Genomic DNA, 22440 nt, shown 5'->3' on the forward strand with positions numbered 1-22440 from the left:
CTACGATCGTTTCACACAAAAAAAGACGGATCGCTCAGGGCGATCCGTCGCTTTTCTTCTTTATTCTACTCGATACGAAATCGCTTCTCCGGCTTCGACCGTCCGTCCGACATCAACGTCGACTTTTCGATCGCCACTGTTTGTGACGATGATTGGTGTCAGTAATGATGGTACGAGTGGTCGTACTTGTTCAAGATCGACATTGAGAAGTGGTGTCCCCGGTTCGACACGATCGCCGGCTTTCGCCAACGCCTCGAATCCTTTTCCTTCGAGTGACACCGTATCAATACCGATGTGGATTAAGATTTCATCTCCATTATCCGCAAGAATTCCGATTGCATGTTTCGTAGGGAAGAACGTCGTGATCTCACCAGAAACCGGAGAGACGACATATCCTTCCGTTGGTTCGATTGCATATCCGTCACCCATCATGCGACCGGAAAAGACTTGGTCCGGTACATCATCGAGAGAACGAATGATACCGCTTAGCGGTGCGACATATCCATCTTCAGGCACGTAAGCCCCACCACGATCTCCAGCGAGTGGACCGGTATCTACTGCACCATTTCCAGATGTCCGTGCCTCATCCCCTGTTGGTACTTGTGGAATTGGATCAGCTTCCGGTGTTTCTTTTGGTTTATAGTTTGGATCTTTCATGATGTCTGCCATCTCTGTCTTGATACCATCGGATTTCGGTCCAAAGATCGCCTGGACGTTATCTCCGACTTCAAGAACACCGGCAGCACCAAGTTCTTTCAAGCGCTCTTTGTTGACGCCTGATTTATCATTGACCGTAATCCGAAGTCGTGTGATACAAGCATCTAAATGTTTAATGTTTGATGGACCACCGAATGCTTGTAGAATTTCATACGGTAGATCGCCTGCTTGTGCCGTTGAGGTAGCGGCACCTTCTTTAATCGCTTCGCGTCCCGGAATCTTTAGATCAAACTTCGTGATGACGAAACGGAATCCGAAGTAATAGATGACGGCGAAGACAAGACCGACTGGAATGACGAGCCACCACGAGGTTCGGTTCGGTAGAATTCCGAATAACGTATAGTCAATCAATCCACCCGAGAACGTCATCCCGATCTTGACGTTCAATAAATCCATGATCATGAATGAAAGTCCAGCAAAGACTGCGTGAACAGCAAACAAGAGTGGTGCAACGAATACGAATGAAAACTCAACTGGCTCAGTGATACCAGTTAGGAAAGAAGTCAAGGCAGCCGAGAAATACAAACCTTCGACGGCTTTACGACGATCCTTCGCAACAGTATGGTACATCGCAAGACAGGCTGCCGGCAGACCAAACATCATGAATGGATATTTCCCGGTCATATATGTTCCTGCCGTGAATGGTACACCATCCTTTAATTGTGCGAAGAAGATCCGCTGATCCCCGTTGATAATCGTTCCGGCTTTATCCGTATATTCACCAAACTGGAACCAAAAACTTGAATACCAAATATGGTGAAGTCCAAACGGAATCAACGAACGTTCGACGAGTCCAAAGATGAAGGCAGACAGCGGTTCATTTGCTTCAATGATTGTTTTTGAGAACGTATTGATGCCTGTCCCGATTGGTGGCCAAATATACGAGAGCGCAAAACCTGCGACAAGACTGAATAAAGCAGTGGCAATCGGAACAAAACGTTTTCCTGCAAAGAATCCGAGGAAATCAGGTAGTTTGATTTTAAAGAATTTATTATAACTGTACGCTGCTATCAAACCGGCAATGATCCCTCCGAATACCCCCATCTGCAAGGTCGGTATCCCAAGGACCGTCGCATACGACAAGTCACTCGCCTTTTGTGCTTCCGTGATTTTTTCGGGTGTAATCTGTAAGAATGAACTGATGACCTTGTTCATGATCAAGAAACCGACGATGGCTGCTAAGCCGGCGACCCCTTCTCCGTTCGCAAGACCAATCGCGACCCCGACGGCAAACAGTAATCCGAGGTTTGCAAAGATGATATCACCTGCATCCTGCATGACTCGCCAGATGACGACTAGCGAATCATTTTCGAGGAATGGCAAGTATTGCGTTAAGTTCGGGTTTTGAAACGCTGTCCCGAACGCAAGCAATAACCCCGCTGCCGGTAAGATCGCTACCGGTAACATCAGGGCCTTACCAATCCGCTGTAAGACACCAAACACGTTTTTCCACATGCGTATATTCCCTCCTTTATTTAAACAAACTACTTAGTTCATACCCTAAAATATTCTAGCGCAAAACGATTCTAAAAGATTTTTCCAAAAAAAATGAGCCCTTCCACAGAAGGACTCATTCCTAAAAACATTAGACTGTTTTTTCTTGTTTGCGTGATGCGATGACGGCTTGGATCTCAGACTTGATGTTGTCTGATTTCGGTCCGTAGATTGCTTGAACGTTGTTACCAACTTCAAGGACACCAGCAGCACCTAATTTTTTCAACTCATCTTTGTTAACTTTTGATTTGTCGAGAACTTCGACACGAAGACGTGTGATACAAGCATCTAAGTGTTTGATGTTCGATTCAGAACCGAGTGCATCAAGGATACCTTCAGCAAGTTCAGAACCTTGAACAGATGATGTTTCTTGAACTTCATCTTCACGACCTGGTGTTTTCAAGTTGAACTGACGGATTGCGAAACGGAATCCGAAGTAGTAGATGACAGAAAGTGCAAGACCGACGACGATAACGAGCCACCACTGCGTGCGTCCTGGAAGAACACCGAAGAGAAGGAAGTCGATCAAACCACCAGAGAATGTCATACCGATCTTAACGTTCAACAATTGCATTGTCATGAACGAAAGACCTGCGAAGACTGCGTGAACTGCGAACAAGATTGGAGCTACGAACAAGAATGCGAATTCGATTGGCTCTGTGATACCTGTCAAGAAAGCTGTAAGTGCTGCTGATCCAAGAAGACCACCAACGACTGCACGACGCTCAGGGCGAGCTTCGTGGTACATCGCAAGTGCTGCTGCTGGAAGACCGAACATCATGAACGGGAATTTACCAGTCATGAACGTACCAGCTGTTAATGTTGCGTTGTCTTTCAATTGTGCGAAGAAGATCGCTTGGTCACCATGAACGACTGTTCCTGCTGCATTCTTGTACGAACCGAATTCGAACCAGAATGGTGCATAGAAGATATGGTGAAGACCGAATGGAATCAACGAACGTTCGATGAGACCAAAGACGAATGCTGCGAGTGTTGGGTTTTTCTCCATCATGAAGTGCGAGAACGAGTTCAAGCCATCTTGCGCGAACGGCCAGACGAATACGAGAACAAGACCTGCAACCAATGAAACAACTGCTGTGACGATTGGAACGAAACGTTTACCAGCAAAGAATCCAAGGAACTGTGGCAATTCGAGATTATGATACTTCCCGTACGCCCAAGCTGCGATCAGACCGATGATGATACCACCGAATACCCCAGTTTGAAGTGTTGGGATACCGAGTACGTTTGCATATCCTTGACCGTTAGCGACCATTTCAGGTGTAACGCCGAGCCATACGCTCATCGTTTTGTTCATGATCAAGAATCCGACGATTGCTGCAAGTCCGGCTGCGCCGTCCCCTGCAAGACCAATTGCGACACCGACCGCGAATAAGAGTGCTAAGTTACCGAAGATGATATCCCCAGCTGCTTCCATCAATTTTGCAACCTTGATGATTGCATCATTTTTTAAGAACTCGAGTTTTGATGTCAAGTTCGGATTTTGCATCGCGTTACCGAATCCGAGTAGGATACCGGCAGCTGGCAAAATCGCTACAGGAAGCATCAACGCTTTACCGACACGTTGAAGAACAGCAAAAATCTGTTTGAACATGTGTGTTTCCTCCTTTTCCTGTTAAGAGCGAAGTATGATGAATAATGCCAATGATTGAGACGAAAAAAGTCAGACATCTGACCGTTTTTTTACAGAAAAAAATCAGGCACGAGCGGATTGTAGACAATAGACTTATCCCGTTGAATAACGGAAATAAAGCTTCTTGCCCGACATCCCACTCATGCCTGATCGTATCAGTAACACGTAGTCCGTGCGGTCATTTACCTGAATCGTACTGCACTAAGCGTTGCAGATGCATCGTAAGATACGTCGCCTCACCGCGCGGTACCGCTTTCTTCAACTGACGTTCCATGATGGACATCAGCTCCCAAGCAGTATCATAGCATAGCGGATATTCTTCACGCAATAGCTTTTCTACTTTTTCTGGAGCCTCTAGATACTCCCCATTGGAAACCCTTTCAATCGCTGAACGAAGATGCCGAATCAGACGCTTGTAATCAAGCGATTTTCGGTCGATTTTAATCCCCAGTCGCTGTTCGATATGACTAGCAATTAAACCGACGAGCTGATGATGGCGGTTGACTTCGAGTACGTCTTTGAAGTTCGTCGCTGAATGAATATGAAGTGCAATGAACCCTGTCTCGGCTGGAGGCAAGTAAAAATTCATCTCAGCACTTATGAATTCGACGATTTCTTCAGCAAGTGCATACTCTTCCGGATACAAAGCTTCCGTTTCGGCAAGAAATGGATTCGTGACTTCCATTCCCTGTTCTAGTCGCTTGAACGTAAACGTCAAGTGATCCGTCAATCCAATATGGATATGCTCATCGACTCGTTTACCAAAACGGGTCTCAATCATCGAAACGATCTCGTTCATCAGTGCAATGAAGTTCTCATCCAGATGACCGACGAGCGCCTTATATTGATCCTGTTCTTCTTTATCCTTCAACGTGTAGACTTTTTCCAACTTGTCGAGATCTGTCAGTTGATCGCCTGGCTTCCGACCGAAGCCAATCCCTTTCGCGAGGATAATGACTTCCTGATTCGCACCAGTCGAACAAATGACGACATTATTATTCAATACCTTGATAACGTGGTACATTTGTTTATCCATTCGCTCTCAACCCAATCTGCTCTTACACATTTATTTAAAGACATTGTTTTTATTATAACGGTTTTTCAGACACGAAAAAAGCCTACTTACTCAAGTAGACTTTAAAACATTTGGTAACCGCTCTTACGCAAGAAACGAATAGATAGACCGGCGATGATGATTCCAGCAAAACCAGCTGCGAACATCGTGATATCCGCTGCCTGTAGACCAGCAATCCGGTCTCCGAGATTCGGAATCGCTTCACGTGCATTCGTGAAGTATTCGAGCGTTGATTGGTTGTCGATCATCATGATGATGATGATCGGATAGAGTACGAGCATCACCCATGTACTCCGCAACAACATGTTTAAAATGAATCCGATACTAAAGAACATGACGAGATAAAGAACACTCCCGATCACGGCTTGAATGATATGCATACTGTTCCCCCTTTGAATCTCTTCTAGTATAACCGACAAAAAAGGCAAATGCACGAGTGTACATTTGCCTAAAACGTGAACTTAGAACTTCCCTTTTTTGATCGCAAGACCAAGCTTTTTCAGTTCGAAGAAGTGTTTGTTATCGATGACTTTTTTCATGAACGATGCGTTGCGACCGTAGATCTTCTTACCGAAGACCATGCCGATGCCGTCTTTGTGACCAAGTGAAGCGACTGTTCCTTTGTTCTCATACGTGAACGACGATGTTTGACGTCCTGTGATGAGTGCTGCAATGTTCTCAGCGACTTTGTGTGCTTGTTGTGTCGCGATTTGTGCAGTTGGAGGGTACGGACGGTTCGAACTTGGATCCATGACTGCTGAACAGTCACCGATCATGAAGACATTGTCGTGTCCTGGAACACGAAGATCTTCTTCGACGACGACACGGTTACGCATCGCTTCAAATCCAGATGCTGCAACGACTGGGTTACCACTGACGCCACCCGTCCAGATGATCGTGCTTGCTTCGATCGTTTCAGTAGTGTCGCCTTGAAGCGGACCGAATGTGACACTTCCTGGTCCACATTCCTTGATGCCGTTACCGAGTTTGAACTCGACGCCTTGGCGCTCAAGCCATTTGTGTGCGTAGTTGACGAGATCAGCGTCGAATCCTGGAAGGACTGTTGGTGCTGCCTCGATGTTGACGACGCGAACGAGTTCGCGTGGGATATCATATTGTTTGCACAGTTCTGGAATACGGTTGACGAGTTCACCCATGAACTCGATTCCTGTAAATCCAGCACCACCAACGACGATCGTCAAGAGTGAACGATCTTGTGATCCTGTTGTTTTGTACTGTGCGAATGAGTAATCGATATGTTCCTTGATTTTACGGACGCTGTTCAACGAGCTGATCGTCAGCGCGTGTTCCTTCAATCCTTTGATACCGAATGTTTCAGGAACACCACCGAGAGCAACGACGACGTAATCGTAAGGAACTGTTCCGCCATCTTGTAAAAGAACTGTTTTTGCAGCCGTGTCGACTTTCTCGACGATCCCTTTGACAAGCTTGACGCGAGACGGGTTGATGACATCATTAATGTAGATGCGCGCTTGCTCCGCAGACATCGTACCTGCAGCTGGTTCGTGCAACCAAGTTGTTTGGTAATGATAGTCGTGTTTGTTAATCAACGTGATGTTCGCTTGATCGACGCCGAGTTTCTTTTGAAGGTTGACTGCTGTGATCAATCCACCGTAGCCTGCTCCAAGAATAACAATGTTAGGTGTGTTCATGTTCTGATACTCCTTACGAATCGTAGTTTTGTTGTGATTTTCTTCACATTCAATTACAGACGAATGCTCAAAAATTTTGTTCAAATAATGTTCACATGTCTATAAGCCTATTGAAACACTTTTTAGGAATGATTGCAAAAGAAAAATGTAAATTCCCTTAAAAAAATGTGAGATGTCCCGCACTTGCACCTGAACCCCCTATTTCCTATATAATAGACCTATCCAACGCTAGGAGGGAATCAGATGCACCAACCATATGATGTCACGATCATCGGCGGCGGTCCAGTCGGACTGTTCACCGCGTTTTATTCAGGAATGCGCCAGATGAAGACGAAGGTCATCGAGAGTCTACCTCAATTAGGTGGTCAACTCGCTACGCTTTATCCTGAAAAATATATATACGATATCGCCGGTTTTCCGAAAGTAAAAGCGCAGGAACTGGTCGATCGTCTACTTGAACAAGCGAATGAATTTGATCCGACATACGTGCTCGGAGAAACGGTCATCGCTTACGAACGTATGGATGATGGAATCATCCGCCTCGTCACGAACAAAGGCGAGCATTATACGAAGACTGTCATTCTGACGGCAGGAAACGGTTCGTTTGCTGCGCGTCCACTCGGCGTCGCTGACGCGGAGCGCTTCGAAGAAACGAACTTGCACTACTTCGTCAACGACATGGAACGTTTTAAGGATCGCCAAGTCGTTTTACTTGGTGGCGGCGATTCCGCAGTCGACTGGTCCTTGATGCTTGAACCGATTGCAAAATCCGTCACGCTCGTCCACCGTCGCGATAAGTTCCGTGCCCATGAACATTCGGTCGAACTGTTACACGATTCGTCCGTCAACGTCATGACGCCATATACGCTTGAATCGGTCACAGGTGAGACGCACATCGAAACGATGACGTTCAAGCATGCTGAAAGTGGAGAAGTCGTCGTCGTCGCTGCTGATGATGTCGTCTGTAACTTCGGTTTCGTCTCGTCACTCGGACCATTGAAAGAATGGGAAGTCGAATTCGAACGGAACTCGATTCGCGTCAACTCGAAGATGGAGACAGCGATTCCCGGCGTCTTCGCTTGTGGTGATATCGCGACTTACGAAGGACGCGTCAAACTGATTGCAACTGGCTTCGGTGAAGCTCCGATTGCTGTCAATCAGGCGAAACTTCTCGTCGACCCATCTGCTCGTCACCCGCAACACTCAACTAGCTTGTTCGAAAAAGTAACGAATCATTCTTAAGATACATGTAATTGACTATAAGTGATAAGAGGTCGGATTCCGGAATACATACCGGAGCCCGACCTCTTATTTTCATAGAATTACGCTAGGGCGTGCCCCCATATCTTCGACTCCTACAGGAAGAAAAAGCACGATTCATACGTACGATCTTTCAATCCATTTGAACTGGAATCCGGTAAACCCGTTGCACGATCTCCACTCCACCGCGCTCAATCATCGATTCCTCAATGACCTGACCACCGAATCGCTCGTAAAATCGACATGCTGGATTATCCTGCAAAACAGCGACCTGCATAGTTCCATACTCTACTAAGTCAGAAGCAATACGTTGAAACAACGCTTTTCCAAGTCCCAGTCCTTGAGATCTCCGTAATACATAAATCGCGTACAACTCCCCTTCACGCGCATCACTTCGACTCGGTCCACCTTGCGCAAAGCCAACGACTTCCTCTTCTGACATAGCGATATAGACACGTTGGTCGACTAACGTCTGCTCCCATTGTTTCGTCCGTTTCTCGTAAGATAACTGTGCTAAATAAGAATCAGGGATGATTCCTTGATACGTCTCCCGCCAAGCGTTGATATGAACGCGAGCAATGGCCGACGCCTCTTCAAGACGTGCTTCACGAATCTTCATAACGCAATGACGAAGCGACGTGTCTCGCGTCCATTGCGAACAGTCGGTTCGATTTCCTGTCCGTCGTTCGCTAAGATGACACGACGTGATGCGAGATTATCAACACCACACGTCAATAGCACTTGATCCAGTCCTCGTTTACTCGCTTCTTCAAGCGCAAGTTGAAGACCTGTCGTCGCATACCCCTTCTGACGCTCGGATGGTCGGATGCCATATCCGATATGTCCGCCGTACAACTTCAAGTTCTCCGTCAAATCATGCCGAAAGTTCAACGCTCCGACAATCCGTTCCCCGTCGACCATCCAATACGTCGAATGCGTGACAAGACCCGGTCTGACTGTCGTTTCCATTTCTTTAAGCTCCGCGAAATAGGTAGCAAGCGGCTCATACGTATCCCCGACTGCTTCCGGTACGATTGTTTCACCTGACTTTCGCCAGTCTTCCAAAAAGGCACGGTACTCTGTTTCCCATGCGAGGGTTGGCTTCATCAACTGCATCATTGGTGATTACGCACCTCCTCTTCAATCAAACGATCGAGCCAGTCATCAATATGTTGGAACAGATAGCCTGCTTGTTTCGCAGCTGTCGTGTCCATATAGAAATCGCGTTCTGGCGCTAGGGGCGACTCGTCCTCCCCTTTGCTAACGAGTTGGCTTGTCGTTCCTGCGACACGGTCAATCTTATCCATCAGGTCTTCAATTGATAAGACCCCGTCACTCGCAGCGTTGATCGGACCTGTCATCTCTGAACGACCACACCACTCAAGAAAGGCTGCTGCTTCATAACTTGAGATATAGCCCATCTTCGCATACGTGTTTTCGGCAACGATCGGACGACCGTCAAGCGCCCGTTTGATATGGAAGACAAGTCGTTCCGTATAATCATCTGGTCCGAGGACAACCGGGAAACGAACAGCAACCACAGGGAATGTCGCGCGTTGGAAGAAATAACTCTCCGCTTGGCGCTTTCCTTCCCCATAACCATGTTCCTTCTCAAGATCATATTTTCCGGGAAACGGATTGTAGGCGCGTTCCGTAATATTCGCTCCACCGTCTTCATAAACAGACATCGTTGACGTCAATACATACCGTCCGACTTTTCCTTCAAATTCGTCGATTGCGAGCTTGGCTTGATACGGCGTGAAGCAGATGTTGTCATAAATGACATCCCAGTGCTGTTGACTCAAGTCCTTCATCGTACTGCTTGATGTCCGGTCTCCTTTAAAGAATGTCAAGCCCTTCGCGACTGGTGGAGTATGCTCGCCGCGTGTGACGATCGTCACATCATCTCCCGAATCGGCTAAGCGAATCGCTAAGCGCCGTCCGAAATAACGTGTTCCCCCGAAGATCAATACTTTTCTCATCCTGAAGCCCTCCCTATTCGTAGTAGCATTCACTCTCTGTAATATTTCGAGTCAACGGAACAGGTCTCCTGTATGTAGACAATAAAAAAATCGTGGACGATGTCCACGATTGTATCAATCAACAACCACCCGGTGTACCGGCATTCGTTGCCGTACGGAATGAAGTTCCGCAACCACATGTTGCGATGGCATTCGGATTCGTGATCGTGAATCCACCGCCAAGCATTGACTGTTTATAATCGACTTCCAGTCCTTTGACGACCGGATAATCTTTTTCGTCCACGATGACGGTCACGCCGTGCTGTTCGAAAACGAGATCCGTTTCTTTTTGTTGATCGAATCCCATTCCGTACGACAGACCACTACATCCACCACCTTGGACGAGCATCCGAAGATTTCGTTCATCTGCTGGTGCCTGCGCCATCATGTCCTGGACTTGTAACGCTGCTGCCTCCGTTAAATGGATCATGTCATCACCTTCCTTTTCTTTAGTATACGCAACTTTTGAGCGAATCGAAACCTAGTTGCTTGAAACCATCTTGAATTCGTTGTATAAATGGTATGTACAATAAAATAATCGTTCCATCTTCAGGGCAGGGTGAAATTCCCGACCGGCGGTAAACAACTCATATGAGTTGAAGCCCGCGAGCGAATAGGGCGCTATTTGCTGATTCTGTGTAATTCAGGAGCCGACAGTATAGTCTGGATGGGAGAAGATGGCGGCATGAGTTTGAATTTGATCGATTTTGCAATAATCGATTAGGTTTATTTAATGCGGACTTCTCCCCTGTTGATTTCATCAATGGGGGTTTCTTTATGGTCGCAGTCATGCCAATACTTCATCGAGAGGAACGAGCAAAAGGAGACAATACTCGTATGAAACGCACACAAAAAATGGTCACTCTGTCAATGTTAGGTTCAATCTCGTTTGTTCTTATGCTTATCAATTTTCCACTACCGTTCTTACCGAACTATCTGAAGATCGACTTCAGTGATGTTCCTGCTCTCGTCGCAGCGATCATGTTCTCACCGGTCGCAGGTGTCATCGTCGAAGCATTGAAGAACGTGTTGTACTATATCTTCCGCGGAAGTGGTGTTCCGGTCGGAGAATTCGCTAACTTCGCTGCAGGCGTTGCATTCGTACTACCTGTCAGCTGGTTCTACCACAAAAAGAAATCAACACAAGGTCTCGCAACAGGTCTCGTCGCTGGTACGATCACGATGGCACTTGGTCTTGCGATCCTCAACTATATCTTGATCCTTCCAGCGTATGCATGGTTCCTAGGTATGGACTATATGGCGGATCCAGCTGTCAAATGGACAGCGATCACAGCCGGTATCTTACCGTTTAACGTCATCAAGGCACTGTTTATCTCGGCACTCTTCATTCCATTGTTCTTGAAACTACGACCATGGATGATGCGCCGTCAACAATCTGCTTAATCCGAAAAGCTGCGCCCGCTGACGGACACGAATCCCCTCGTTCAAACGAACGAGGGGATTTTTTAGCTATGCTCACAGCTCATTCTCTTCGATTTTCAGGTAAATCTTCTCGAGCAACTCTTCCGGTGTTTCGCCTACGACGGTCTCACCATCAACGAGACAAAAATGATCGAGCGAACAAATACCACAATAGCCGAGACAACCGTATTCGACGACGTCAACATTCGGGTCACGTTCGAGTTGTTCCATGACGACCTGTGTACCAGCCGCTAAGTTACTAATACAAAATTCAATAATCGGATTCACTTTTTTTCCTCCTTCAAGCAGGAAACGACCTGCCTCATGTCGTATTATACAAGGTCAGACTGATTTAGGGGAACTAAGGGGGATTTTACGTTATGAAGCAATTGGTCGTACTTGGCGGAGGATATGGTGGAATGCGGATTTGTGAGCGATTCAAGGACGAGGAAGTTGCCGTCACGCTCGTTGACCGTCTACCGTACCACGCACTCAAAACGGAATATTATGCACTCGCAGCAGGTACATTATCAGATCGGGATGTCCGGATTGAATTTCCGGAGGGGAAACATCTTACCTATAAATATGGACATGTCATCAAAATCTCACCCGAGACGAACACGGTCCATCTGCAGGACGGATCAGAATTATTTTATGATGACTTGATCATCGCTCTCGGTTGCGAGGATAAATACCATAACATTCCGGGTGCTCAAGAATTTACATATAGCATCCAGACACTTGAAGAATCACGAAAGACACAGCAAGCCATTTGCGGACTCTCACCAGGGTCTGTCGTCTCAATCGTCGGCGCTGGTCTATCCGGTGTCGAACTTGCCAGTGAACTGCACGAGAGCCGGAAAGATTTAACGATCCGGTTGTTCGACCGCGGACCATCCGTCTTGTCGTTCTTATCGGACAAAGTCTCTTCTTACGTTCAAGAATGGTTCGAGGAGCATGACGTTGAAGTCATCAACAATTCGAACGTCACGCTCGTCACGGCAGACGACGTGCGTAACGGCGACGATACGTACCCATCCGACTTAACGATTTGGACGGCGGGTACACAACCGGTCAAAGTCGTTCGCGATCTCGGTTTTGCTGCGGACAGTGGTGGTCGAATCAAATTAACAGACCACCATCATGTACCGGAATACGATAATCTATTCGTCATCGGTGATTGCGCAAGTCTACCGTATGCACCAAGTGGTCAACTCGCAGAACATCAGGCAGAACAAGTCGTTGATGTCTTGCAAGCCAAGTGGCAAGGTAAAAAATTACCGAAGTTGCCAGAAATCAAACTGCGCGGAATGCTCGGATCACTCGGAAAATCAGACGGGTTCGGAATCGTCATGGGTAAACAGGCGCTGACAGGAAAAGTCCCACGTCTCTTGAAGTCCGGTGTCTTATGGAAACATAAAAAGATTAAATGAGTAAAAGAGGTATCCGACTCGGGATACCTCTTTTTTCGTTCACCCCGCCTGACTTAACTTCGCATCAATCGCCGCCGTGATCGTCTTTAATTTAACGTACCCCTCGTCAATCATCTCGTCATCTAGAACAATCAACGGGTAAAAATAGACATCTTCTTTCAGCGCTTCCGTCCATTGATCCGCTGCTGCTGTCTCGAAATCGATATAACGTAACGTCATCGCTTGCTCATATTTCCGCCCGAGTACGGCTTGTAACCAGCTGAACGTCTCTTCCGAGCTGGGTGCCCCGACACAACTCGGACAAGTGACTGCTGTTCCGTAAACCGTGATTTCCATCTTGAAGTCCCCCTTTTCAATTCACTCCTCTTTAGTATACAAGTTTTCCAGATTGAGAACATTTTTCAACCCTGTTACAATGAAACTATACGAAAGGATGTGTTTACGCATGGAAATGTTTGATCAAGTGAATGAAGTTCTTGAAAAATTGCGTCCGTTCCTTCTTCGTGATGGAGGAGACGTTGAACTCGTAGATGTAGAAGACGGAATCGTAAAACTCCGTTTGATGGGAGCTTGTGGTAGCTGCCCAAGTTCAACAATCACATTGAAGGCCGGTATCGAACGTGCCCTTCTTGAAGAAGTCGCTGGCGTCGTTGAAGTCGAACAAGTCTTCTAATACATGAAATCCCGAACGAATTCTCGTTCGGGATTTTTTGATTCACAGAATCCATTCAGCTAACGTATCGACCATATATGTCGGTTGACGATCCTGCCCTTGAATGAAGACTGGTGTATGGACGCCAGAATTAACGTGCATCGTCCGGATGCCTCCATTGATTCCGAAGAGAATGTCCGTATGGTAGTTATCGCCGACCATGATGACGTCTTCTTTTGACAGACCAATCATCTCCGTTGCGATATCAACCATGACCGGTTCCGGTTTACCGATGAAGAACGGTTCCTTCTCCGTCGTCACGCGTAGGACCGCTGTCAAGGCACCGTTCCCTGGTAAGAAACCACGCTCTGTCGGAATCGCGATATCACCATTCGTCGAGATGAATCGCGCACCGGCACGAATCGCCAGAGCACCAACAGCGAGTTTTTCATACGTGATTTGACGATCGAGTCCAATAACGACGTAATCTGCTGCTTCGGTTGCGACGACATCTAACCCTTCTCGTTCAAGCGCATCGATTAGTCCTGTTTCTCCGATCGCATAGACGCGCGCTTTCGGTGACAAATCAGCGATATAGCGACCTGTCGCCATCGCGCTCGTCAAGACGTGCTTCGCATCAGAATGAACACCCATCCCGCGTAACTTCTCCGCCACGGCTTCTGCCGTCATTGACGCATTGTTCGTCACGAACAAATACGGAATCCCTTCTGCTTGCAGACGATTGACGAAATCGACCGCTTCTTTCACCGGTTCCGTTCCATTATACATCGTTCCATCTAAATCAAATAAATAGCCTTTTGCCTTCATTCTGACTCACTCCTCGTTTGGTAAAAATGCAGACACCGGTCCGAGTTCTGTCTCGATATACCGACGAATCGCTTCCGGGAAACGACGTAGTTCTGCTTCCTCTGTCTCTAGTACCGCCCGAATCTCCGCCATACTTGACTCTGTGAATGACCGGACGATCAACGTACGTAACGCAACGAGCTTCTTGAGACTCGTCGCAAGCGGTCCATCGATGACCTTCTCATCTTCTAAGATGAGGATGATATCTTCATAACTTCCCGGATCCCGCATGATGAATCCATCAATCATACTGTTTCCGATGTCGATGACACTCTCGATGACTAAAAAACCAATCCGTTCCATAGCCAGTGCCGTCGTCACCGGATCCCCCGTAACTTCTTTACTTTGTCGAAGTGCCGTCTCATAACAGACGACCGTCTCTTCGATTTTTTGACGATTGACGAAATACATCTTCATTCCCCCTCACATCCTCCATTTTATCGCTATCCGGCAATCCTGAAAAGCAGAAAGGTCATTTGCATCACATTCCCCAATGTGTTATCCTCAATTTAGATTTTTACTGAAAATAGTATGTCACATTGGTGACGTGGAGGTTATATACATGGAACGGGAACTCGCACTGGAAATCGTACGCGCTACGGAAGCAGCAGCACTAGCTTCTGCTCAATGGATTGGTCGCGGTAAGAAAAATGAAGCGGATGATGCAGCAACGACTGCGATGCGTGAAGTCTTGAACACGGTCAACATGAACGGAACAGTCGTCATCGGTGAAGGCGAGCTCGACGAAGCACCGATGCTCTTCATCGGCGAACGTGTCGGAACAGCGAACGGTCCAATCGTTGATATCGCGGTCGATCCGCTCGAAGGAACGAATATCGTCGCTAAAGGACTTGGCAATGCGATGGTCGTCATCGCCGTCGCCGATCAAGGCGCCCTGCTCCACGCACCGGATATGTATATGGATAAATTGACGGTCGGTCCGAACTTGAAGGGACATGTTTCGCTCGATGATCCACTTGAAGTCATTATTGAAAAAGCAGCACAATATAACAATAAACGGATTGAGGACGTCACGGTCATCATGCAAGACCGCCCACGTCATGATCACTTCCGCGAAGCCGCGATGCGGATGGGCGCTCGCGTTCGTCTGTTTGAAGATGGTGATGTCTCAGCTGGAATCGCGCCACTCTCTCCCGCGACAGGAATTGATATCTTTATCGGCACAGGCGGTGCTCCTGAAGGTGTCATCACGGCTGCCGCTGTCAAAGCGATGGGTGGCGACATGCAAGCACGCTTACACCCGATGAACGAAGAAGAAACAGCTCGCGTCATCCGAATGGGTCTAGCGGATCCACTTCAGCTCTTAACGCTCGACGACCTGATCAAAAGCGACGACTGCATCTTCGCAGCAACAGGCGTCACGACAGGCGAAATGCTCGATGGCGTGAAGTTCTTGACGGATGATATCGTTGAAACGACATCCCTCGTCATGCGTTCGAAAACACGGACAATCCGAAAAGTGATCGCCGAGCATAGCTTGTCACGCAAACCGTACTTGCAAAAAGTCCCCCAAACCCTTTAATCTGAAACAGACGTTAGGGAAATGAGGGAAGCTGGATGATGGAAGAACGTGATTTTTTATATGATGATGTCGAACAAACGAAGACACGCTTCGTCAGTTGGATTGGCGAAGCAAGTCGTTTTGATCTCGCCATCACGCATTCGGAACATTTTTACGGTAAGGTTCTTGTTTTGAATCTCTTATCGAATCGTTATGCAATCATCGGCGCTGATGATTTCGATGAACCCGGCTATATCGCAACGGCGTTTGACGTCGAAGACGATGCGGCAACGGAACTCGAGATGTATCTGCGCGCTTATATCGGTCTATGAGAAAAGCCTTCGTCGCGGGACGAAGGCTTTTTTGTCTTATAAGAGACGATCGTTTCGTTCATTTAGTGTGTTTGGTCCGCTGAAGACATTCGTATTGTCTGACTCGTCATGGGCACGGCGTTCCGAATGCTGATCCGCTTCATCACCGACGAGTAACACGAACTGACCACTTTCGACCGCATGGTTCGCGCGATCGACGTCTTCTTTCGTTAAGCCACTTCCTCGAATGACGTCTCCATGAGAGGTCGCATCATCCTTTTTGAAGATGCTCTTAATTTCCTGCCACAAATTACGATGATCTTCCTGCGACAGACGCGTTGATGTCTGTTGATTGTTTAGATCCGCTAATTCCTCGATTTGTTCGAGATCGTATTTGTCGTGCGCTAATACTTTTAAATCAGTCGATACGACCCCGGCAACACGGAGATCGTGCACGGCACTGACGACTTCTGGTACGGATGAGTAAATTCCAACGATTCGCATGGATAGTTCCCCCTATAGGTACGTGATACTTATAGTAATAGCCGAATTCTCTCCACTAGAAACGCTTTTCTGTATGACAGTTTGATTACTCGCCTTCCACCTTGTCTGGTGCAGGTGCGAACTTCCGTTTCAACTTCAACGTATTGGATGAAGAACCGTCGAAGCGAGGTGGTGCTTCTTCTCCTTCTACCAATCCGACCTTCTTGACGATGAAATAGGCACATCCGAAGTTACAGTATTCGTAGAGATAATCGGCCACATGCGAAATCTTCGTATCGAATGTCGCTTTCTCGTGTTGATCCTCATAGAAGCCACGTAGTCGTAATTGACCGTGCCCCCAGTCGCCCACGATATAATCATATTTCTCAAGGACATCGCTGAAACGACCGATGAAGGCTTCCTCATTAAAGCCTTCCCGTTTCTCTTCGACGACCTCATAACGTTCCCGATTGACTTGTATCATTATTCCCACCTCCTGCTGTTCTTATCATAGCATATTCCATTTCTCCTGACAGACGAAAACCGTCCGAGTCAGCTGCTCGAACGGTTGTTGATCGTTAGTCGATCGGAAGTGCTGTTTTATTCTTTTTCGCTGCGTTGACTTGCTCATCTGCATGATACGATGAACGAACGAGTGGACCAGCTTCACAGTGTGAGAAACCTTTACCAAGCGCGATCTGTTTCAATTCAGCGAACTCTTGTGGCGTATAGTACTTGATGACGTCGAGGTGCTTTTTCGTCGGTTGGAGATACTGACCGATCGTCATGATATCGACGTTGTTTGCGCGAAGATCATCCATCGTTTCGAGAATCTCTTCCCATGTCTCACCAAGACCAAGCATCAAGCTCGACTTCGTTGGAATTTCAGGTGCGAGCTCCTTCGAACGACGAAGGAATTCAAGTGTCCGGTCGTATGTGGCTTTTGCACGGACGGTCGGTGTCAGACGGCGGACCGTCTCGATGTTATGGTTCATGATGTCTGGTTGTGCGTCAATCAAGGTTTTCAGAGCTTCGAAGTTCCCACCCATGTCTGAAGGTAAGACTTCGATTGAAGTCTCCGGGTTCATCCGACGAACTTCACGAACCGTCTCAGCATAAACGCCTGCTCCGAAATCATTTAGATCATCGCGAGCAACCGCTGTGATGACCGCATGCTTCAAATTCATCAAACGAACGGATTCTGCAACCCGTTTTGGTTCTTCGAGATCGAGTTCGTTCGGACGTCCTGTCGTCACGGCGCAAAAACGGCACGCACGTGTACAGATACTTCCAAGAATCATGAACGTCGCCGTCCGGCGTACTGCCCAACACTCGTGGATATTCGGACACTTTGCTTCCTCACAGACAGTATGTAGCTTTTTCTCGCGCATCATACTCTTTAATTCTGTGTAGGTCTCATTCGTATTCAGCTTGATTTTTAACCATTCCGGTTTACGTTGGATTTCTCCGCGTCCCATGGTTTCGCTTCCCCCTTCATCCCCAAAAAGTCAATTCATGTCTGCTTTAGTATAACAAACAATCAGGGTTTGCGAACATGCAATTCATTATATTCCGACTTCTCCGATAAGCGTTCAAATAACAAATCACGCAACAATTCAGGCATGAAATATTCTTTTGGCATCTCTTTGATTGCTGGGAATAATGGACCGAACGTAAACATATCCGGCAAGGCGACAGAATAATCGCGAGTTGGCTCAAGCGGTTGATGATCTGCCAAACCAGCATAGTGCATCCGCCCCATCAACTTTCCTCGGAAACCAAGACCACGAACCTTTAAGTGCTCGAACTGATCTGTGTTGACTTCATCGAGGAATGTTTGTACTTCCACTCCCGTCATCGTCACTTTACAAGGATTGATCGGGTGTGGACAGAGTCGATGTAAATCAAAGGCAGAGACGGGACCTGGTGGAAGCGACCCGAGAAGAATACCGGCTGGTACACAAGCGATATCTGCCTCACACCAGTCGCGCATCGTCTCGACGAGCAACTGCGAAAACGGCGACTCACTGAACCAATCATTGGCTAGACCCGCTGTCTCGCCAATCGGTTCCTTCATCTGTTGTTCTGCCAGATATTGTTCTCGATCGAGTAATTTCGCTGTTGCCTCATCCTCGACGTAATCGTGTAGGGAATGAAGCACTGCTTCTTTCTCACCCGTATCTGTGTTCATATAAATCTCACCCGCATATTGACCGTGTTTTCCGGCTTGCGTGATTAAGACACCGTTCTTGACGACACCGTCATCGAGGACATGATGTGTATGCGCTCCGATGATTAAATCAAGCTCTGGAAAACGCATCGCGAGTTCTTCGTCTTGATAGAAACCAAGGTGACTTAAGCAAATCAAGACGTCGACCTCTTGACGCAACCGCTCGATTTCGCGTGCTGCAACCTCAAACGGTTCTTCGATCGTCCAACCAAGCAAACCATATAGCTCGATATAAGGCGCCGTCAGACCAAAGACACCAACTTTTCCGGTCGGTAATTCGTGAATAACACCTTGCTTCGCAAACGATGCCTCTAAATTCGAGACGAGGACCGGAAAGTCTGCTTCCGTATAGAGATCCGCTAACCAGTCGTGCGGAAACGTAATACCTTCATTGTTCCCAATCGTCACTGCAGTTGGCATCAACGCATTCAACAGATGCGTATTGATTTTTCCTTTTGTCGCTTCCGTCGCTGGATCCACACGGTCCGCATGATCGCCGAGATCAAAAACGAGCGAATCATACGTCCGGTGTTCCTTGACGAAGGACATGTAGCGAGGCCACATGTCGAAGTGTGAGTGCAAATCATTATAGTGAATGATGTGTAACTTCATGCAGAAGCCCCCCTTGATGATTTAAAACAAAGAGATTTGTCGCGGTGCGAGTTCATAGTCGAGATCAAGTATCTCGATTAGTCGTTTCGCATTCGGGGCAGCATCTCCTGCTGAGTTGTTATTGAAAAAGACATAGACATCCTTTGCTTGCGCTGCAACGTCGCGGACGTGACTTGCAAGTTCTTGTAGCTCTTCTTCTGAGTAACGATAGAGACAGCGGACTTTTCGCCAATCGTCACTACTTTGACTCGGTTTCTTTAACCAACCGGCCTTGTTTCGTCCATGTAATCGTATGAATGCCGTCTCTTGCGTCACGACTGGTACGAATGGGACGGAACCATCTTCGGTCTGCGGTTCGTCACAAATCGTATGAATGAACTGATGTTCCTTCAGAAAACGGAGCGTCCGCTCACGGTATATTTCCGAGTACCACGATGGATTTCGGAATTCGATCGCGACCGGCAGTCCGGCAAGTGATTTTCGGATCGTTTGCAAGTATTCCAAGTGCAATTTACTGACATCGAACCATGGTGGAAGTTGGACAAGGATTGCCGCAATTTTTCCACTCTTTCGCATCGGTTCGATTGACGCGATATATTGTTCAAAAATCGGTCCGAGCGGATCTTTGTTTTCTCGGTCGTGCCCACTCATCGCCCGGTGAACCTTGACGATGAAGCGGAACCCGTCCGGTGTCTCAGATACCCATTTCTCGTAGTTTCGTTCTGGTTGAATCGCATAGAACGTCGAGTCGACCTCGACTGCTGGAAAATGCCCGGCATAGGCCGCTAATTTTTCCTTTCGGTCCTGCGGGGTCAAGTAGAGACTATCATGATCTCCCCAGCCTGTGACACCGATATATATCATGCTCTCTTCCCCCCTCACGTGTACTTTTCTACCTATTCATCATAGCATAGCAGAATCTACGATTTCTTCTTCAATGCTTCAATTTAAACGTTCATATTCAAGTATGATACATCCTGATTCGAAGCGCTCTGTTTTGATTATTCTTAATTGTTGAGGCTGATCAAAAACAGAAAACATTTTTCGACCGTTACCGAGGAGCACGGGATAAATCACGACATGATAGCGATCGACGAGTCCTAACTTAACTGCTTCAGCAGCAAGTGTCGCTCCTCCAATCGCAATCTGTTTACCAGGTAAGGCTTTTAGAGCTTGGAGTTCCTCTACAAGCGACTGAGTCGCAAGACGCGCATTTCCTGAAACGGATTCAAGCGTACGCGAGAAGACAATCTTATCGAGTTTTTGCCACGTTTTTGCATACTCAACAATGATCGGCTCGTCTTCTTGATCCGCCGTCTCCCAGTACTGCATCATTTCATACAAACGCCGTCCATAGACATGGGTATCGAACGTTTTCTCATAATCGTTGAAATACTGGTGTAACGCTTCATCCGGCGAGGCAAAAGCGATACTGCCTGAGGCGTCCTCGATATAACCGTCAAGTGAGACTTGAAAGGAATAGACGATGTCACGCATAATAATCCCTCCTCTTTCCCTCCTTTACCCGTTTTCCTCAAGTCATGAAAAAAACTCTCTCATCCGCAGATGAGAGAGTAAGACGAATTATCCGATTGAACCTTCCATCTCGAACTTGATGAGACGGTTCATTTCGACCGCATATTCCATTGGAAGTTCTTTTGTGAATGGCTCGATGAAGCCCATGACGATCATTTCCGTTGCTTCCTCTTGTGAAATCCCGCGGCTCATGAGGTAGAACAATTGCTCTTCCGAGACCTTCGAGACTTTCGCTTCGTGCTCGAGCGAAATGTTATCGTTGAGGATTTCGTTGTACGGAATCGTATCCGACGTCGATTGGTTATCCATGATGAGCGTGTCACATTCGATGTTCGAACGTGCACCTGTCGCTTTACGTCCAAAGTGAACGATACCACGGTACGTGACTTTACCACCGTGTTTTGAGATCGACTTCGAGACGATCGTCGACGACGTGTTCGGTGCTAAGTGAATCATTTTCGCACCTGCATCTTGGTGTTGACCTTTACCAGCGATTGCAATCGACAATGTCATACCACGTGAACCTTCACCTTTGAGGATGACGGCTGGGTATTTCATCGTCAGTTTCGAACCGATGTTACCATCGACCCATTCCATCGTTGCGCCAGCTTCACAGATCGCACGCTTCGTAACGAGGTTGTAGACGTTGTTCGCCCAGTTTTGGATCGTCGTGTAACGGCAGTAGGCATTTTTGTTGATGAAGATCTCAACGACCGCTGAGTGAAGCGAGTTCGTCGTGTAGACCGGTGCTGTACATCCTTCGACGTAGTGAACAGATGCTTCTTCGTCAACGATGATCAATGTCCGCTCGAATTGACCCATGTTTTCCGAGTTGATTCGGAAGTAGGCTTGAAGCGGCGTGTCGACTTTAACACCTTTTGGTACGTAGATGAACGATCCACCTGACCAGACCGCTGTGTTCAATGCTGCGAACTTGTTGTCTGTTGGCGGAATCAATTTTCCGAAGTATTCACGGAAAATATCTTCGTTTTCTTTTAACGCTGTATCTGTATCTTTGAAGACGACACCGATATCTTCGAGGTCTTCCTTCATGTTGTGGTAGACGACCTCTGACTCGTACTGAGCCGAGACACCTGCCAAGTATTTTTGCTCTGCTTCAGGGATACCGAGCTTATCAAACGTACGTTTGATTTCTTCTGGTACTTCATCCCACGATTTCTCTGCACGTTCAGACGGCTTGACATAGTACGTGATGTCGTCGAAGTTCAATTCTGAGAGATCGCCACCCCACGCCGGCATCGCTTGTTCGTTGAAAATCTTGAGTGATTTCAAACGGAAATCAAGCATCCATTGTGGTTCTTCCTTCATTTTCGAGATCGTTTCGACGACTTCAGTCGTCAAGCCGCGTCCAGAACGGAAGATCGAGATGTCGCGATCGTGGAAACCATATTTATAATCGCCAATTTCCGGCATGTTCTTTGCCATGTTCATTTCCTCCTCTTACTTGCTTGTGACCG

General features: G+C 47.3%; 26 protein-coding genes and 1 riboswitch. Of the genes, 6 read left to right on the plus strand and 20 right to left on the minus strand.

Features of this window, described 5'->3' with window-relative positions:
* Positions 1-60: 60 nt before the first annotated feature.
* The 5 genes from ptsG (ADM98_RS14495) to ADM98_RS14515 form a co-directional block, all read right to left on the minus strand.
* Positions 61-2172, minus strand: a complete 2112-nt coding sequence (ptsG, locus tag ADM98_RS14495; RefSeq protein WP_053454110.1) for a glucose-specific PTS transporter subunit IIBC — start codon at positions 2170-2172, stop codon at positions 61-63.
* 130 nt (positions 2173-2302) lie between these two features.
* A complete protein-coding gene (ptsG, locus tag ADM98_RS14500; RefSeq protein WP_023469131.1) occupies positions 2303-3826 on the minus strand; it encodes a glucose-specific PTS transporter subunit IIBC in 1524 nt (507 codons plus the stop codon).
* A 217-nt stretch (positions 3827-4043) separates the two neighbouring features.
* Positions 4044-4901 carry a glucose PTS transporter transcription antiterminator GlcT gene (glcT, locus tag ADM98_RS14505; protein ID WP_053454111.1) on the minus strand — a complete coding sequence of 286 codons (858 nt, stop codon included), beginning with the start codon at positions 4899-4901 and terminating at the stop codon, positions 4044-4046.
* Between the two features lie 101 nt (positions 4902-5002).
* On the minus strand, positions 5003-5320 hold the full coding sequence (locus tag ADM98_RS14510) for a YuiB family protein (RefSeq protein ID WP_053454112.1): 318 nt from the start codon (positions 5318-5320) through the stop codon (positions 5003-5005).
* Between the two features lie 81 nt (positions 5321-5401).
* A complete protein-coding gene (locus ADM98_RS14515; protein ID WP_053454113.1) occupies positions 5402-6613 on the minus strand; it encodes an NAD(P)/FAD-dependent oxidoreductase in 1212 nt (403 codons plus the stop codon).
* A 243-nt stretch (positions 6614-6856) separates the two neighbouring features.
* Between ADM98_RS14515 and ADM98_RS14520 the strand changes: the two genes are divergently transcribed.
* Entirely contained in the window at positions 6857-7855 is a 999-nt protein-coding gene (locus ADM98_RS14520) for an NAD(P)/FAD-dependent oxidoreductase (protein ID WP_053454114.1), read from the plus strand.
* A gap of 151 nt (positions 7856-8006) precedes the next feature.
* On the opposite strand, the gene ADM98_RS14525 is transcribed toward ADM98_RS14520, so the two are convergent.
* The 4 genes from ADM98_RS14525 to ADM98_RS14540 form a co-directional block, all read right to left on the minus strand.
* Positions 8007-8492, minus strand: coding sequence for a GNAT family N-acetyltransferase (locus ADM98_RS14525; protein WP_053454115.1), 486 nt, complete (start codon positions 8490-8492; stop codon positions 8007-8009).
* A complete protein-coding gene (locus ADM98_RS14530) occupies positions 8489-8992 on the minus strand; it encodes a GNAT family N-acetyltransferase (protein ID WP_053454116.1) in 504 nt (167 codons plus the stop codon). Before ADM98_RS14530 ends, ADM98_RS14525 begins: the two co-directional genes overlap by 4 nt.
* Positions 8989-9855, minus strand: a complete 867-nt coding sequence (locus tag ADM98_RS14535) for an NAD-dependent epimerase/dehydratase family protein (RefSeq protein ID WP_053454117.1) — start codon at positions 9853-9855, stop codon at positions 8989-8991. The genes ADM98_RS14530 and ADM98_RS14535 overlap by 4 nt, the downstream gene beginning before the upstream one ends.
* A 118-nt stretch (positions 9856-9973) precedes the next feature.
* A complete protein-coding gene (locus ADM98_RS14540; protein ID WP_053454118.1) occupies positions 9974-10324 on the minus strand; it encodes a HesB/IscA family protein in 351 nt (116 codons plus the stop codon).
* A gap of 111 nt (positions 10325-10435) precedes the next feature.
* Positions 10436-10577: riboswitch (FMN riboswitch) on the plus strand.
* Positions 10578-10731: 154 nt separating this feature from the next.
* Between ADM98_RS14540 and ADM98_RS14545 the strand changes: the two genes are divergently transcribed.
* Positions 10732-11298 (plus strand): ECF transporter S component, encoded by a 567-nt coding sequence (locus ADM98_RS14545; RefSeq protein WP_029342415.1) that lies wholly within the window; start codon positions 10732-10734, stop codon positions 11296-11298.
* Positions 11299-11370: 72 nt separating this feature from the next.
* Here the strand turns inward: ADM98_RS14545 and ADM98_RS14550 are convergent, their stop codons facing one another.
* Positions 11371-11604: a YuzB family protein gene (locus ADM98_RS14550; protein ID WP_023469141.1), complete on the minus strand. Its 234-nt coding sequence runs from the start codon at positions 11602-11604 to the stop codon at positions 11371-11373.
* 92 nt (positions 11605-11696) lie between these two features.
* Between ADM98_RS14550 and ADM98_RS14555 the strand changes: the two genes are divergently transcribed.
* On the plus strand, positions 11697-12749 hold the full coding sequence (locus ADM98_RS14555; RefSeq protein WP_053454119.1) for an NAD(P)/FAD-dependent oxidoreductase: 1053 nt from the start codon (positions 11697-11699) through the stop codon (positions 12747-12749).
* A gap of 39 nt (positions 12750-12788) precedes the next feature.
* On the opposite strand, the gene ADM98_RS14560 is transcribed toward ADM98_RS14555, so the two are convergent.
* A complete protein-coding gene (locus ADM98_RS14560) occupies positions 12789-13085 on the minus strand; it encodes a DUF1462 family protein (RefSeq protein ID WP_053454120.1) in 297 nt (98 codons plus the stop codon).
* A gap of 109 nt (positions 13086-13194) precedes the next feature.
* Between ADM98_RS14560 and ADM98_RS14565 the strand changes: the two genes are divergently transcribed.
* Positions 13195-13422, plus strand: a complete 228-nt coding sequence (locus ADM98_RS14565) for a NifU family protein (protein WP_012371190.1) — start codon at positions 13195-13197, stop codon at positions 13420-13422.
* A gap of 42 nt (positions 13423-13464) precedes the next feature.
* Here the strand turns inward: ADM98_RS14565 and ADM98_RS14570 are convergent, their stop codons facing one another.
* Together ADM98_RS14570 and ADM98_RS14575 are read right to left on the minus strand one after the other, a co-directional pair.
* The gene (locus tag ADM98_RS14570; RefSeq protein ID WP_053454121.1) at positions 13465-14229 is read right to left on the minus strand and encodes a TIGR01457 family HAD-type hydrolase; all 765 of its coding nucleotides are present in this window, start codon (positions 14227-14229) and stop codon (positions 13465-13467) included.
* A gap of 6 nt (positions 14230-14235) precedes the next feature.
* A complete protein-coding gene (locus ADM98_RS14575; RefSeq protein WP_029342419.1) occupies positions 14236-14679 on the minus strand; it encodes a DUF86 domain-containing protein in 444 nt (147 codons plus the stop codon).
* A 151-nt stretch (positions 14680-14830) separates the two neighbouring features.
* Between ADM98_RS14575 and glpX the strand changes: the two genes are divergently transcribed.
* Both glpX and ADM98_RS14585 read left to right on the plus strand, forming a co-directional pair.
* Positions 14831-15811 (plus strand): class II fructose-bisphosphatase, encoded by a 981-nt coding sequence (gene glpX, locus ADM98_RS14580; protein ID WP_053454122.1) that lies wholly within the window; start codon positions 14831-14833, stop codon positions 15809-15811.
* A 35-nt stretch (positions 15812-15846) separates the two neighbouring features.
* Entirely contained in the window at positions 15847-16122 is a 276-nt protein-coding gene (locus ADM98_RS14585) for a DUF3055 domain-containing protein (protein WP_053454123.1), read from the plus strand.
* A 36-nt stretch (positions 16123-16158) separates the two neighbouring features.
* On the opposite strand, the gene ADM98_RS14590 is transcribed toward ADM98_RS14585, so the two are convergent.
* The 7 genes from ADM98_RS14590 to sufB all read right to left on the minus strand — a co-directional run bounded on the left by ADM98_RS14590 (position 16159) and on the right by sufB (position 22408).
* Positions 16159-16605, minus strand: a complete 447-nt coding sequence (locus ADM98_RS14590; RefSeq protein ID WP_053454124.1) for a general stress protein — start codon at positions 16603-16605, stop codon at positions 16159-16161.
* Positions 16606-16690: 85 nt separating this feature from the next.
* The gene (locus tag ADM98_RS14595; protein WP_053454125.1) at positions 16691-17068 is read right to left on the minus strand and encodes a YutD family protein; all 378 of its coding nucleotides are present in this window, start codon (positions 17066-17068) and stop codon (positions 16691-16693) included.
* Between the two features lie 94 nt (positions 17069-17162).
* Positions 17163-18062, minus strand: coding sequence for a lipoyl synthase (gene lipA / locus ADM98_RS14600; RefSeq protein ID WP_035406024.1), 900 nt, complete (start codon positions 18060-18062; stop codon positions 17163-17165).
* A 62-nt stretch (positions 18063-18124) separates the two neighbouring features.
* On the minus strand, positions 18125-19426 hold the full coding sequence (locus tag ADM98_RS14605; RefSeq protein ID WP_053454126.1) for a bifunctional metallophosphatase/5'-nucleotidase: 1302 nt from the start codon (positions 19424-19426) through the stop codon (positions 18125-18127).
* A gap of 21 nt (positions 19427-19447) precedes the next feature.
* A complete protein-coding gene (locus ADM98_RS14610) occupies positions 19448-20290 on the minus strand; it encodes a DUF72 domain-containing protein (RefSeq protein WP_053454127.1) in 843 nt (280 codons plus the stop codon).
* Positions 20291-20368: 78 nt separating this feature from the next.
* Positions 20369-20923 carry a dihydrofolate reductase family protein gene (locus ADM98_RS14615; RefSeq protein WP_053454128.1) on the minus strand — a complete coding sequence of 185 codons (555 nt, stop codon included), beginning with the start codon at positions 20921-20923 and terminating at the stop codon, positions 20369-20371.
* Between the two features lie 87 nt (positions 20924-21010).
* On the minus strand, positions 21011-22408 hold the full coding sequence (gene sufB, locus ADM98_RS14620; RefSeq protein ID WP_053454129.1) for a Fe-S cluster assembly protein SufB: 1398 nt from the start codon (positions 22406-22408) through the stop codon (positions 21011-21013).
* Between the last annotated feature and the right edge of the window lie 32 nt (positions 22409-22440).

The organism is Exiguobacterium sp. BMC-KP (genome assembly GCF_001275385.1).
Lineage (GTDB): Bacteria > Bacillota > Bacilli > Exiguobacteriales > Exiguobacteriaceae > Exiguobacterium_A.

Excerpts from the sequence above, each read along its gene's own strand:
- ptsG (WP_053454110.1), bottom strand. The coding sequence starts at position 2,172 with ATGTGGAAAAACGTGTTTGGTGTCTTACAGCGGATTGGTAAGGCCCTG.
- ptsG (WP_023469131.1), bottom strand. The coding sequence starts at position 3,826 with ATGTTCAAACAGATTTTTGCTGTTCTTCAACGTGTCGGTAAAGCGTTG.
- glcT (WP_053454111.1), bottom strand. The coding sequence starts at position 4,901 with ATGGATAAACAAATGTACCACGTTATCAAGGTATTGAATAATAATGTC.
- ADM98_RS14510 (WP_053454112.1), bottom strand. The coding sequence starts at position 5,320 with ATGCATATCATTCAAGCCGTGATCGGGAGTGTTCTTTATCTCGTCATG.
- ADM98_RS14515 (WP_053454113.1), bottom strand. The coding sequence starts at position 6,613 with ATGAACACACCTAACATTGTTATTCTTGGAGCAGGCTACGGTGGATTG.
- ADM98_RS14520 (WP_053454114.1), top strand. The coding sequence starts at position 6,857 with ATGCACCAACCATATGATGTCACGATCATCGGCGGCGGTCCAGTCGGA.
- ADM98_RS14525 (WP_053454115.1), bottom strand. The coding sequence starts at position 8,492 with ATGAAGATTCGTGAAGCACGTCTTGAAGAGGCGTCGGCCATTGCTCGC.
- ADM98_RS14530 (WP_053454116.1), bottom strand. The coding sequence starts at position 8,992 with ATGATGCAGTTGATGAAGCCAACCCTCGCATGGGAAACAGAGTACCGT.
- ADM98_RS14535 (WP_053454117.1), bottom strand. The coding sequence starts at position 9,855 with ATGAGAAAAGTATTGATCTTCGGGGGAACACGTTATTTCGGACGGCGC.
- ADM98_RS14540 (WP_053454118.1), bottom strand. The coding sequence starts at position 10,324 with ATGATCCATTTAACGGAGGCAGCAGCGTTACAAGTCCAGGACATGATG.
- ADM98_RS14545 (WP_029342415.1), top strand. The coding sequence starts at position 10,732 with ATGAAACGCACACAAAAAATGGTCACTCTGTCAATGTTAGGTTCAATC.
- ADM98_RS14555 (WP_053454119.1), top strand. The coding sequence starts at position 11,697 with ATGAAGCAATTGGTCGTACTTGGCGGAGGATATGGTGGAATGCGGATT.
- ADM98_RS14560 (WP_053454120.1), bottom strand. The coding sequence starts at position 13,085 with ATGGAAATCACGGTTTACGGAACAGCAGTCACTTGTCCGAGTTGTGTC.
- ADM98_RS14565 (WP_012371190.1), top strand. The coding sequence starts at position 13,195 with ATGGAAATGTTTGATCAAGTGAATGAAGTTCTTGAAAAATTGCGTCCG.
- ADM98_RS14570 (WP_053454121.1), bottom strand. The coding sequence starts at position 14,229 with ATGAAGGCAAAAGGCTATTTATTTGATTTAGATGGAACGATGTATAAT.
- ADM98_RS14575 (WP_029342419.1), bottom strand. The coding sequence starts at position 14,679 with ATGTATTTCGTCAATCGTCAAAAAATCGAAGAGACGGTCGTCTGTTAT.
- glpX (WP_053454122.1), top strand. The coding sequence starts at position 14,831 with ATGGAACGGGAACTCGCACTGGAAATCGTACGCGCTACGGAAGCAGCA.
- ADM98_RS14585 (WP_053454123.1), top strand. The coding sequence starts at position 15,847 with ATGATGGAAGAACGTGATTTTTTATATGATGATGTCGAACAAACGAAG.
- ADM98_RS14590 (WP_053454124.1), bottom strand. The coding sequence starts at position 16,605 with ATGCGAATCGTTGGAATTTACTCATCCGTACCAGAAGTCGTCAGTGCC.
- ADM98_RS14595 (WP_053454125.1), bottom strand. The coding sequence starts at position 17,068 with ATGATACAAGTCAATCGGGAACGTTATGAGGTCGTCGAAGAGAAACGG.
- lipA (WP_035406024.1), bottom strand. The coding sequence starts at position 18,062 with ATGGGACGCGGAGAAATCCAACGTAAACCGGAATGGTTAAAAATCAAG.
- ADM98_RS14605 (WP_053454126.1), bottom strand. The coding sequence starts at position 19,426 with ATGAAGTTACACATCATTCACTATAATGATTTGCACTCACACTTCGAC.
- ADM98_RS14610 (WP_053454127.1), bottom strand. The coding sequence starts at position 20,290 with ATGATATATATCGGTGTCACAGGCTGGGGAGATCATGATAGTCTCTAC.
- ADM98_RS14615 (WP_053454128.1), bottom strand. The coding sequence starts at position 20,923 with ATGCGTGACATCGTCTATTCCTTTCAAGTCTCACTTGACGGTTATATC.
- sufB (WP_053454129.1), bottom strand. The coding sequence starts at position 22,408 with ATGGCAAAGAACATGCCGGAAATTGGCGATTATAAATATGGTTTCCAC.